The organism is Coleofasciculus sp. FACHB-1120, from assembly GCF_014698845.1.
Classification (GTDB): Bacteria; Cyanobacteriota; Cyanobacteriia; order Cyanobacteriales; family FACHB-T130; genus FACHB-T130.
Map to the genome: position 1 here is coordinate 1 of NZ_JACJTV010000015.1, position 12,043 is coordinate 12,043.

A 12,043-nucleotide genomic window follows, 5' to 3' on the forward strand; every position below is an offset into this window, starting at 1 on the left:
CTCGCTCACTTCACTCTTGTTGAGTCCATCTAACTCGATTGCTTGGATGACCTTCCGGCGTAAGTCATAACTGTAAGCTTTTGCCATCACAGAGTTTCCAGTCACTTCTATCACCACTCTACGTCCTAACTGAACTGGCGACAGCTATAAAACTACCGCAACCCTAGATGAAACTTTCTGGGTGCATATTCCATCTTTGGGATTAACTGAAGTATATACAAAGAAAGATGGGCATTTTGTCAAATTATTGTTATCTTTCGTAATAACAGGGAAATGGTTAGACGGTTCACCGATGTTCAGCCCTTACCCTGTGAGTGCTTCAGCGATCGATAAATATACACTTTCTCTAAAGTCGGAGCTTACCATGAACCAACCTATCGAACTGTCTCTCGAACAACAATTCAGCATCCGTTCCTTTGAAAGCCAAGTGGAGAATATGAGCCGCGAACAAGCTCAGCACTTCTTGGTCAAGCTCTATGAACAAATGGTGATGCGCGAAGCTACATATAAGCATCTTCTGAAGCACCAATGGGGCTTAGAGCCAAATCCTCAGGAATAGAGCATCCGTGTCGCAGTGGGCGACCTCCGTCTCTTGCTTTGTTCCTCAGGGGAAAGAAGCTGGGGGTGCTGGGGCGTCAACTTCAGTTTCCAGAACATTTTCAGAACGTTGAGTTTTAGAAAATTGCTTACGGTCGGAAGCGTTGTCTGTTTGAATATAAGCTGGAAAAGATAGTATCTTTTCGTCAGAAAGCGTGTTTAAGTAGATTAGCGTAGGCAAAAAATTTCTCGGCTTGCGTGTCAGGGTTACTGAGTGGGTACCGATTTTTCAGAATTTTGACATGAAGTTGTACTGTTGATGCCAGGTCTGGCAGTACTGGCATAAGCAAGATTAGTTTTTTGATTTTATATTCTCTGTACTACAAAAGATTTTTGGAATACCAAAGTAATTGCGATCGCTTTATCGCTATGCAGACATCGTGTACAGGCATCGGTGGAAGCGAGTACCGCTAGCGAATAGACGGTTTGCAAGCAGCCTTTCGGGCAGACACTATCGGGCAGACACTAGGCGATCGCGCAAGCAAAGAGCTAAAGCGCAAAATGCAAAGCGCAAACTAGAAACCATTAAGCGCGAGTCTATGGAATTCTCAACAAACTCCTGACTCTCGTTCCCTAAATCAGAAACCAGACTAGCCTGAGATATCCGAAGAATAATCTCCGGTCTGAATAGATTCCAGCTTCATCAAAATCTTGGGTTTTAGCTTCTCAAACTCCTGCTTGAGCAGACTTTTACTCATTTGGGGCTGAGCCACTGAGGGTAGCGTCTGACTTGTATTTGCCCACTCTTGCAGCATTTGGCGTTGGACAGGGGCAATCGTGGAGGTCATCATATTTGCACACCGATGCGGTTCTTCCAAAGCAAAGAACAAAATCCGGTAAATCCCGCTTTCTCCCAGATGTCGTACAATTTCTTGACCCATAGAAGTTTTTAGATCCAGGTAGCAACTAAGCCAGCGCCATATTCGCGGTTATGCAGGGCGGTAATCCACAGCAGCATGGGATGGGGAGACATCAAAAACAGAAACTGATTGTAGCGGGTGCTGACCAAGCGATTCTGAATTTCCGGTTTGTGGAGCATCACCCACAAGGTAGGCAAAACTTCCCGGCTAGTGCGAAGCAGATGGGGAAATACAATCTCTGCAATCGGTTTGTTTTTAGGCCAGGAAGTTAAGCGACAGACTTCCTCCGCTGTCGGGGCGTTTTTGGGCGTGGGGTCAGCCACGACAGGCAGTTTGGATAAAACTTCGCCAATCCGCTGACCTAGTTGCCGACCTTGACCAAAACGTTGCTCCAATGGCTCTAATGCTTGTAGCACTTGAGCTGCATTTTGAGGGCGATCGCTAGGTACTTTTGCCAAACAGCTCATCACTAAGCTTTCTAAAGATTTCGGCAATTTTAGATCGGGGTTAACCGACTCAAAAGTTCTCGGAGGGATAAAGTGATGAGCTTTATACCAACCCCCAAACGAGTGAGTCTCTGCCATTAAAGGCATCTCAGCCGTCAGCATCTCAAACATCATGACGCCCAGACTATAAATGTCAGAGCGTTTATCCAGTTCTCTCCCCTCCATTTGTTCTGGAGAACAATAGGCTAAAGTGCCCATAAACGAGTTAGTCTGAGCGCTGTCAGACTGGAGCAGCTTGGCGATGCCAAAATCTAGAATCTTGACTAACTCACCTAAAGTCGTATCTTGAACAACTGTAATATTACTAGGCTTAATATCCCGATGAATAATCGGGCAGACTTCACCCTCAATGAGGATGCCCTGGTGAGCGCATTGTAGCCCTAAACAAATTTGGCGAGTGATATTCAAAAACCGAGGCAAGGAGAGGGGACGATCCTTAAGAACCTCGCTCAGGCTCTCCCCTTGGAGAAATTCCATGACGTAGAACGGGATTTCGTTCTCGTCCACGCCATAATCCCTGACTCGGACAATGTGAATACTGTTTTCTCCCAAAACAGCACAGATGGTCGCTTCTCGCTCAAAGCGATCGCGCATTTTTTGGTTCAGCAGTGTCTGAGAGAGGAACTTAACCGCGACGGTAACGCCTCCCAGTAACATATCCCTGGCTTGATACACTCGACCCATTGCGCCTTTGCCTACCAACTTCAAGAGTTGATAGCGATTGGCGAGTAAGCGATCGGTGTTGGGGTCTGTAATCATAATTCGGCTCCTAAAATACGGAGCATTTAGTAAAATTTACCTATAGGGAGCTATTAACTTGATCTCAAAGGATGAAGTCTGATGTCTTCAGGATGAAGTTTTAAGCCTTCGGGTGAAAACAGAGATTAAGTTCCAGGCAAGAAACCAAAAAGACGAGATACCGCCCTTTCCTACTTCCTACCTCTTACTTTATATTTCCCAAATTCGACTTCATATTTCACACTTTATACTTCTTACCGATCACCTAGAGCCTGAAGCTGAAATTCCAGAGCGATCAAGAATATGATTGTGGCTGACGCTCCACGGTTGCTTCCATCGTGCTAGTCAAATAATGACCCGCCATGATGCCACTAGAAAAATAGTAGGTATTTTCATTGAGGCGGTGCAAAGTATCAAAACCAGTGCGCCGTTGGCGATCGCCCAATACCCAATAACGCTGTACGATCGAATCTGGCGTAACCCAGCCCTCGCCCTCAACACGACCTAAAAGATTGTGTTGTAGTACAAAGGTATATTGGCGTTCCCCAGCATCAAATCGCCCACGATATTGTAAAGAAATTTCTTCGCGGGCACTGCCGGGAAAGCTCAGCTTCGTCACCATTGTGAACCAGTTTTCTCGACCCCAGGCGACTAATGTTCTGCCACTCACGGTGATTGGCATCTCGTGACGCTCCAGCCAATTTCCTTGGAGCGTCCATCGTCCTGCCTCCATTAAAAAAGTGTGACCCACGGTTGTCACCTTGCTGCCTGCTTGAAACGCCGCCTTGAATATTCTTCCCTTGTAGGATGAATATTCAAGGCGACAAGTAAGTTTAGTATAACCGGAGTCTTGGGACGTAAAGTGCAATACACTTGTGCGGCTTTATCCCAAAATCAAACTAAGGAATCTTTTATAATTCTACTGCCTCGATCCCCAGGACAGTTTATCAATGTTATGTGTGACATCGAAGACATCGCCAAATGTTTAGAAAAAATCCGCTCTTACAGTCCGGCTCTTCTACTCCGAGACACCGCTGCACCTCGGTTCTTCGGCTCCGGAAGCACTGCGGGAACGAAAGATTCAGACTTTGAAGAGTCTGCAACCTTTAAAGCAGAATGAGTCCAAGCATCATTAGACACCGGCCCTTCAGACACTTTAAATTCAAATGGATGAGGGGGTTCTTGAACAAGGGACAAGGAACCTCGATCGTGCGCTTTCACTAAGCTAACAACCCAAGGTAGAAAGTCTAAGATTTCTTCAGGCAGTACGGTTAACTCGAAGTACCAACCCTGATTCAGTCCTCGACATTCTCTTCCCCATTGTGCCGTTGTAACTCTACCAGCGCTCTTATTAATCGCCACTCGCAGAAGAAACGGGCGTTGAGGGATTAACTTGTCCGGTGCAGTGTATGCGTAAATACTTATGTAGTTCACTTGGCTCCGATTGTCTATCCAAGATGCAATCGGAAAATTACTACTATAAGAACTTCCAGTAACTCTCACTGGCACATTCATAGCAGTAGCAAAGAGAGAATAAAACTCACGCCTTAGGTCAGCGATAATACGTATTGCTTCTGGGGTCATGCTTGCTAAAATTTGTAGAGAAAAATACAAGAAATGGCTCTATTTCAAAACTTGTGACGGTGATGCCTTCAAATTTTGCTTTAAGGCCTCACCAGCTTTTGAAATAGAGCCTAAGCAAATGATCGCTTGATAGCAAGCTGTAAAACGCTCTTGAGGCTGCGCTGTGCTGAAGAATGTTACAGATGAAGTGATTAATCTGTCTTAAACTTGATTTTCGGACAGTAATACTTAGTAGCGGAAACGCTTCTTACGCCTTCTCGCGATCGCTTTGCGCTTGCGTTTTTCCAAAGGAGTCTCAAAGTGACGTTGCCGTCTTATGTCTGGAAAAATCCCTGCTTTAGAGACTTGACGCTTAAATCGGCGCAGGGCTGACTCAATGCCTTCATTTTCGCCTACAACTACTTGGGTCATCCGGTGTCCTCCTAAACTAAATTAATTGCATGATTAGTAGCGTCGATAACCGCCAGCACCGCCGCCAGCACCGCCGCCATCGCCTCTATTGTTACCGCCCCAGCTACCACCAGGACGACCTCCGCCTCCTCTATCCTCACGAGGCTTGGCTTTGTTCACTTTTAGCTCTCGCCCCATCCACTCAGCGCCGTTGAGAGCTTCTATGGCAGCAGTTTCTTCCGTTTCTGTATCCATTTCCACGAAAGCAAACCCACGCATGCGACCCGTTTCGCGATCAGTTGGTAACTGAACCCGTTTAACAGTTCCATACTCAGCAAAGACACTGCTGAGATCCTCTTGCGTAACGTCGTAGGATAGGTTGCCTACATAGATTGACATGGAATGTCTCCAGAATCAAAAAAGTGGTGTGGAGAGTTATATCCGGAGAAACGCCTGTCAGTAGAAATAACAAACACTACAGCCGAATTTAAGTCTATATTAAAGGATTTTAACATACGATTTAGTCCCTGACTCTGAAGCCGCTCGTAGAGCCATGTTGTGCTGACCATTCAAAGCTGGTCATTCAAAACAAATTCTATTTTGGCGGCTGTGAGACCAATAAGGGGGCGGCCTGTAGTAATGTCTGGGTATAGGGGTGCTGGGGATTGGTAAAAATCTCGTGGGTTGAGCCGAGTTCGACAATGCGACCAGCATTCATGACTGCAATGCGATCGCATAAAAATCTCGCCACAGAGAGGTCGTGAGTAATAAACAAATACGTTAACTCGAAGTCTCGCTTTAACTCTAACATTAACTCCAGTACCTGTGTCTGGACGCTGGCATCCAGCATACTCACCGGCTCATCGCAGATGAGCAGTTTGGGGCGAGTAATCAAAGCCCGGGCGATCGCGACCCGTTGCTGCTGTCCTCCCGATAAATCTGAGGGATACCGCTCATAATACTCGGTTGTAGGCGTTAAGCCCACTCGCTCAAGCATCTGCATTACCTGCGCTTTCGCCTCATCAGCGCTAGCCAGTTTGTGAATAAACAGGGGATCGGCAATACTTTCACCCACCGTCATCAGCGGATTGAGGCAAGCATGGGGATCTTGAAACACCATTTGGATTTGCCGCCGCGATGCTCGCACAGCTTTAGTAGACATCTGAGTTAAATCCTGTCCCAGAAACTCAACGCTTCCCTTCGTGGGACGAATTAACTGCAAGATCGTCCGGGACAAGGTACTCTTCCCGCATCCAGATTCCCCGACTAAGCCTAAAATTTCCCCCGGATAAAGTTCCAAGTTGATATCATCTACTGCTTTAATAACGGGGACATCTTTGGAAAAAAACTGTCCCAGGAAATTGCTCTCTAAGGTGTAGTATTGCTGCAAATTTTTGATTCGCAGTAGGGGGGTTGGTAAGGGTTCATTGCTCTGCGGCTCCTCGGCTCCGGTGTCATATCTCCGGATGTGAAAAGCCGCTTCCAGAAGCGATCGCGTATATTCGTGCTGCGGTTGCCGAAAAATAGACTGGGGCGAACCCGTTTCTACCATTTTCCCGGCATACATCACCGCAATGCGATCGCAATACTCTCCCACCATTGCCAAATCGTGAGAAATCAGCAACAATGCCATCTCCCGTTCCCGGCACAGTCGCGTCAATTCTTGTAAAATCTGCGCGGCTACGGTCACGTCTAAACTGGTCGTAGGCTCATCTGCCACAATTAGCTTTGGGTTGAGAAGCAAAGCCAGCGCGATCGCGACCCGTTGCCGCATCCCTCCACTAAACTCGTGAGGATACTGCGACCATCGACTTGCCGGGATCTTTACTGCATCCAGTGTTTCCAGTACCTTTTCCTTCCTCTGTTGTCGTGACAGATGAGGTTGATGACTCCCGATAGTTTCCAGACAGTGCTTTCCGATCGTCATCAGGGGATCGAGGCGCGTCATCGGATCTTGAAACACCAGCGCCACCGCTTCCCCCCGAAACCGCCGTAACTGTGCCGGTGTCAGATCGAAAACCGACTTCCCAGCAAACGTCACCCGCCCCTCAATGCGAGACGAGGCTGGTAACAAGCGCATTGCTGCCCTTCCCAGAGTTGATTTACCGCAGCCTGATTCTCCTACTAATCCCAGTTTCTCTCCAGGTTCTAACGTGAAAGAAACATCATCCACTGCCCAGGAAGGCATGGAAGTAGACCGACGGCTGGGATAAGCAACCCGGAGATTTTCTACACAAAACAGGCTCTCAGTCATTCGGTAAGGGGGAATAAATAATGGATGATGAACAATTAGCAATCCAACACGATAGCAATTTCCGCTATTTTGTGACGCCTACTTGGCGCATCAGATAGGCGACACCAAAATCTCCATTCGGATGTTTTGCTAACTGTTCCGCCAGCTCAAACACCCGCGCTGCTAATTCGGGACCGAGTTTTTCCGTTGTGGCTTCACGTTCTTTCTCTGATTGTTGCTGTTTTTCTACCTTGATCTGCCATTCACTGGAAAACAGCTGCTCAATCGTCGTGTGCAGTCCTAATTGCGATAGCACCTCCCATTCACCGCGATCGCACCAAATCCCACTACAATTCAGGCAACGCTCTACATAAAACGGCGTTTTCAGCCTTACCTTGGCACGAGAAAGATAACGACCGCACTCCGGACACAGCGCCGCTTTGGTATCAAAGGGAGACTGTACAAAATCTACATTCAGGATTTGAGCGATAGATTCCGGATCTACAGGATTCAGTTCCGGTTGCTGCGCTTGCCATGCCTCATATTCCGCAGCGGGAATCCAGGTTCCCTTGCACTCGGTACAGTGCTTTACAGCTAAATTTCCCGCTAGGGTGCCATCGAGTAGAGATACACTCTTACATTTTGGACAGTTCACCAGTTTTTCTTCCTCTCCCATTTGAATTTTTTATTAATTTACTCTGTTTTTTCGGACATCTTGCACTTGCACCGGACAGGGACTCTTGCGATCCCTTGCAGCCAGAGCGGGCGGGTTTATCCAGTTTCTCTGTGTGAGATGCCAGAGAGATGCTAGAGAAAACCAAGGAAAACCGCCCTTATATTTCTCCCGTGCTTTCCCGATCTCCGTCTGCTTGTAGGAGAGCTTGACAGTAGCTCATCAGGGTTGATAAGCGATCGCCGATCGCAGCTTGCCGGGGATTGGCGGTTGCCGAACGGCGAGATGCCTGCAAAAATGTCATATCCATCTCTAAAAGTCGCAGCGCCCGATAGATTTCCGTCTGGAAAGACCTCCACCGAGGCTCAATCTCTGGATCTAATTCATCACCCGTCAAAGTGGTAATTTGCTGTTCAAAAACTTGTTTGACGTGTTGAAATTTTTCAGCGATCGCTTCTCGTTCTTGATGGGTGGCTGTGATTGTATGCAGCAGCTGTTCTAAGGCTGTCAGAAGTTCCTGATAACGTTGTTGGTAAGACTGTGGCAACATTGGCACGTTGTTCCGCTAGAATCAATGTAAAGAATTTTGTCTATTCAACAAGGCAACTGCTAAGCACCAGCTAACTGGTGTAGGCTTGCAATCTTCAAGCAAGCTTTAGGTCAGGATAAGAGCGATCCGTCGCACCAGAAGCGCGACGCACAGTAAGCGTAGGCATTAGCCAAGCGGTATCTTGGTGCATCGCTCTATTTCTGACAATATTCTTACCATCGACCCTTGACAATTGAAAATCCAAAATTCACGAAACCTAGGGACTCTTCAATGCAGACCCTAGGAGCTATCCCTTTAGCCTCTAGACAAAGTCATTTTCCCCGTCACACAGCTCCTCGCTATTTTTACTCTTTATGATCGACCTGCTCAACACTATGAACACACAAGCCCCAACTTCTACAATTAGTTGTGCTATTCCTGACTGGCTACAGGAATGTTTGAAGGCACGCCACGAGGACAATCAAACACCCAAACAGCCCACCCCGACCGAAGGTGCAACTGCCAAAGTTTTCCCAACCCCTGCGGAAGCTGATTTAATCGGTCGCGCCTTTGAATTTGCTTACCAGCTACACGAAGGTCAGACTCGCAAATCAGGGGAAGCTTACATCTGTCACCCGGTCGCCGTTGCTGGTCTTTTGCGAGAGTTGGGCGGTGGTGCTGCCATGATTGCGGCTGGCTTTCTGCACGATGTGGTAGAAGATACGCCCGTCACCCTCGACGAAATCGAACAGCGCTTCGGCGCAGAAGTGCGGCTGCTAGTAGACGGCGTCACCAAACTTTCTAAATTTTCAGAAACCTTTTCCAGCAAGACCGAACGCCAAGCCGAGAACTTCCGCCGAATGTTTCTGGCAATGGCTCAAGATATCCGGGTGATTGTGGTGAAGCTAGCCGACCGGCTGCACAATATGCGAACCCTAGAACACCTGCCTGATGCAAAACGGCGGCGGATTGCCCAGGAAACGCGAGAAATCTTCGCACCCCTGGCAAATCGACTGGGGATCGGACGATTTAAGTGGGAACTGGAAGATTTGACGTTTAAGTATCTCGAACCCGAAGCTTACCGGAAAATACAAGAGTTGGTGGCAGAAAAACGGGCAGACAGAGAGATTCGATTGGCAAACGTTAAAGAAATTCTCCGGCAAGGACTGACCTCATCTGGGGTTACGTGCCTTGACATCAGCGGACGTCCCAAGCATTTGTATGGGATTTACCAGAAAATGCAGCGGCAGCAGAAGGAATTTCACGAAATCTACGACTTGGCAGCGATTCGGATGATTGTCGAGACGAATGAAGAATGCTACCGCGCCTTAGCTGTCGTTCATGATGCCTTTCGACCGATCCCCGGTCGGTTTAAAGATTACATTGGTTTACCTAAGCCTAACCGCTATCAGTCTCTGCATACGGTAGTTCTCGGAATTACGGGTCGTCCCTTAGAGGTGCAAATTCGGACTTTGGAAATGCATCACATTGCCGAGTACGGAATCGCAGCTCATTGGAAATATAAGGAAACGGGGAATTCTAGCCGTACCCAAATGACAGCAACCGATGAGAAGTTTACCTGGCTGCGGCAGCTGTTGGAATGGCAAAGCGATCTCAAGGATGCTCAGGAATACCTGGAAAACGTCAAAGACAACTTATTTGACGATGATGTTTATGTGTTTACGCCCCAAGGAGACGTGGTACCTCTGACTGGGGGTAGCACTCCTGTTGATTTCGCTTACCGGATTCATACAGAAGTGGGGAATCGCTGTGCAGGGGCGCGGGTCAATGGTCGGATGGTGACACTGGACACGCTCCTGAGAAATGGAGACATTGTTGAGATTATCACCCAGAAAAATAGCCGTCCGAGTTTGGATTGGCTGAATTTTGTGGTGACAACCGGGGCGAAAAACCGGATTCGCCAATGGTACAAGCGATCGCACCGCGAAGAAAATATTGCTCGCGGTCGGGAACTGCTCGAAAAAGAATTGGGCAAAAGTGGCTTTGAATCGCTGCTGAAGTCAACTCCCATGCAGTCGGTCGCCGAACGATGTAATTACCACAGCGTCGATGATTTATTGGCTGCCCTTGGTTACGGGGAAGTCACTCTAAATCTGGTCGTCAATCGCATCCGAGAAGCCGTGAAAGGGACTCAAACGATTGCCGCTGCTCCCGACTCGATCAAAGATTTTGCAGCGTCTGTCGCACTCCCAACCTCGAAAAGCCCGATCCCAACTCCCAACACCAGTAAAACTCCCATCGCGGGTGTGGAAGGGTTACTGTATCATCGCGCTGGATGTTGCGGGCCGCTCCCCGGTGAAGCGATTATTGGTGTAGTGACCCGCGATCGCGGAATTTCTATTCACCGCCAAGGGTGCAATAATGTGGCGACTGTCCCAGGCGATCGCTTAGTCCCCGTTAGCTGGAACCCCACCGACTCCAGTGGACGTCCCCAAACCTACCAAATTAGCATTCAAATTGAAGTGCTTGACCGCGTCGGAGTCTTTAACGATATCTTGTCCCGTTTAAGCGATGACAATATCAATGTGCGGGGTGCAGGGGTGAAAACATCCGATGGGCGACCGGCAATTATCGACCTCTGTATTGATATCCGCGATCTCCAACAACTAGAGCGTTGTTTCACCCAAATTCGCCAAATCAGTGACGTTCTCAATTTACGTCGCTTTGGTCAAGGATGTGAATAGAAATCCTGCGGTCATTTGTCCTTCGCTACTGACAATATATAGACTCCTTGTCTGGACGAATGACCATAACTCACGGCTGATGACATTGGACGAATGACTAATGACTAATGACGTAAAACGCTCTGCGTGTCTCATTTTTAATCCAGTTGCCGGTCAAAGCGATGCCGATCAAGATTTGGCAAAAATTCGGGCACTTTTAGAGCCGGAGTTTGACCTAGATATTTATCTGACGACGCCAGAAGTTGATGCCGCTCAACTGGCAAGAGAAGCAGTGGAACGCGGTGCCACTACCATCATTGCCTCTGGTGGTGACGGTACCCTCTCAGCCGCCGCCGATGCCTTGGTGGGGACGAACATTCCAATGGGCGTGATTTCAAGAGGAACCGCAAATGCCCTGGCCTCTGCTTTAGGGCTACCGGATACGATAGACGCCGCCTGCGAGACAATTTTGGGAGGTGTCACGCGGGTAGTGGATGCCGCCTACTGCAACGGCAAACCGATGATATTACTCGCGGGGATCGGTTTTGAGGCAGAAGCCGTTGAACGGGCGGACAGAGAGACGAAGAACCGCTTGGGGATGCTGGCATACATCTTGGCAGGAATTCAACAGTTGCGGCAGTTCAACACATTCGAGGTTGAGATTGAGACGGAAGACAAAATCGTGAAACTCACCGCTGCTGCCGTAACGATTGCCAATGCTGCACCCCCCACATCCATTTTGGCTCAAGGTCCAGCGGGTATCCTTTTTGATGATGGGTTGCTAGATTTAACCGTCGTCGCACCGAGTAACGTTGCCGGAGCGATCGCTGCCTCTTATCATTTACTTCAAACGGCGTTAAGTGGCAGTGCGGCAGAACGAGACGACATCGGCTATCTGCGAGCTAGACGGATTCAAGTCCGAACTAATCCAGAGCAAAAAGTCGTCGTAGATGGGGAAATTATCGGCACTACTCCGATTGATGTCGAGTGCATTCCTGGCGGCTTAAGGCTTTTGGTGCCTCTGATGGAAGAATCCCTGCCGATGGAAAAACTTGAAGGTTTACCCAGTGTAATCATTGAATCCAAGGAGAATTCAATTCCGCCTGAAGAGGTTTGATTTGGAAGTCATTCATCATTAAGTCATCATTAAGTAGGAGAACACAATGAAACCTTGTCATCTTATCGGTTGGAGAGTTACCCCCGTGCAGATGTCTTAAAGAGCAGATGTCTTAAAAATATTGAAGGGCGA

11 protein-coding genes and 2 pseudogenes are annotated in these 12,043 nt (G+C 48.2%); 3 read left to right on the top strand and 10 right to left on the bottom strand.

The features are described 5' to 3' along the window. Positions 1-87 (bottom strand): annotated as a pseudogene (locus H6H02_RS14995) (IS630 family transposase); the annotation flags it as partial. A 277-nt stretch (positions 88-364) separates the two neighbouring features. On the opposite strand from H6H02_RS14995, the gene H6H02_RS15000 reads away from it, so the two are divergent. Further along, entirely contained in the window at positions 365-559 is a 195-nt protein-coding gene (locus H6H02_RS15000; protein ID WP_190412666.1) for an NblA/ycf18 family protein, read from the top strand. Positions 560-604: 45 nt separating this feature from the next. Here H6H02_RS15000 and H6H02_RS15005 read toward each other — a convergent pair whose 3' ends face one another. From H6H02_RS15005 to patD, 9 genes and pseudogenes are all read right to left on the bottom strand, one after another. Beyond that, positions 605-778, bottom strand: a complete 174-nt coding sequence (locus tag H6H02_RS15005) for a hypothetical protein (protein WP_190819080.1) — start codon at positions 776-778, stop codon at positions 605-607. A gap of 409 nt (positions 779-1,187) precedes the next feature. Next, a pseudogene (locus H6H02_RS15010) lies at positions 1,188-2,722 on the bottom strand (serine/threonine-protein kinase). Positions 2,723-2,996: 274 nt separating this feature from the next. Then, the gene (locus H6H02_RS15015; protein ID WP_190819082.1) at positions 2,997-3,452 is read right to left on the bottom strand and encodes a hypothetical protein; all 456 of its coding nucleotides are present in this window, start codon (positions 3,450-3,452) and stop codon (positions 2,997-2,999) included. Between the two features lie 251 nt (positions 3,453-3,703). Then, positions 3,704-4,285: a hypothetical protein gene (locus H6H02_RS15020; protein WP_199329205.1), complete on the bottom strand. Its 582-nt coding sequence runs from the start codon at positions 4,283-4,285 to the stop codon at positions 3,704-3,706. Positions 4,286-4,513: 228 nt separating this feature from the next. Further along, a complete protein-coding gene (rpsU, locus tag H6H02_RS15025) occupies positions 4,514-4,696 on the bottom strand; it encodes a 30S ribosomal protein S21 (protein WP_190412664.1) in 183 nt (60 codons plus the stop codon). A 33-nt stretch (positions 4,697-4,729) separates the two neighbouring features. Next, positions 4,730-5,074: an RNA-binding protein gene (locus tag H6H02_RS15030; protein WP_190819084.1), complete on the bottom strand. Its 345-nt coding sequence runs from the start codon at positions 5,072-5,074 to the stop codon at positions 4,730-4,732. A gap of 196 nt (positions 5,075-5,270) precedes the next feature. After that, complete coding sequence (locus H6H02_RS15035; RefSeq protein WP_190819086.1) at positions 5,271-6,929, bottom strand: ABC transporter ATP-binding protein; 1,659 nt, start codon at positions 6,927-6,929, stop codon at positions 5,271-5,273. A 64-nt stretch (positions 6,930-6,993) separates the two neighbouring features. Continuing rightward, positions 6,994-7,563, bottom strand: a complete 570-nt coding sequence (locus tag H6H02_RS15040) for a zf-TFIIB domain-containing protein (RefSeq protein ID WP_190819088.1) — start codon at positions 7,561-7,563, stop codon at positions 6,994-6,996. A gap of 178 nt (positions 7,564-7,741) precedes the next feature. Continuing rightward, positions 7,742-8,131 carry a heterocyst frequency control protein PatD gene (patD, locus tag H6H02_RS15045; protein ID WP_206757286.1) on the bottom strand — a complete coding sequence of 130 codons (390 nt, stop codon included), beginning with the start codon at positions 8,129-8,131 and terminating at the stop codon, positions 7,742-7,744. Positions 8,132-8,505: 374 nt separating this feature from the next. Between patD and H6H02_RS15050 the strand changes: the two genes are divergently transcribed. Both H6H02_RS15050 and H6H02_RS15055 read left to right on the top strand, forming a co-directional pair. Beyond that, a complete protein-coding gene (locus tag H6H02_RS15050; RefSeq protein WP_190819092.1) occupies positions 8,506-10,815 on the top strand; it encodes a bifunctional (p)ppGpp synthetase/guanosine-3',5'-bis(diphosphate) 3'-pyrophosphohydrolase in 2,310 nt (769 codons plus the stop codon). Between the two features lie 100 nt (positions 10,816-10,915). After that, positions 10,916-11,911, top strand: coding sequence for a YegS/Rv2252/BmrU family lipid kinase (locus H6H02_RS15055; protein ID WP_190819100.1), 996 nt, complete (start codon positions 10,916-10,918; stop codon positions 11,909-11,911). Positions 11,912-12,043 lie beyond the last annotated feature (132 nt).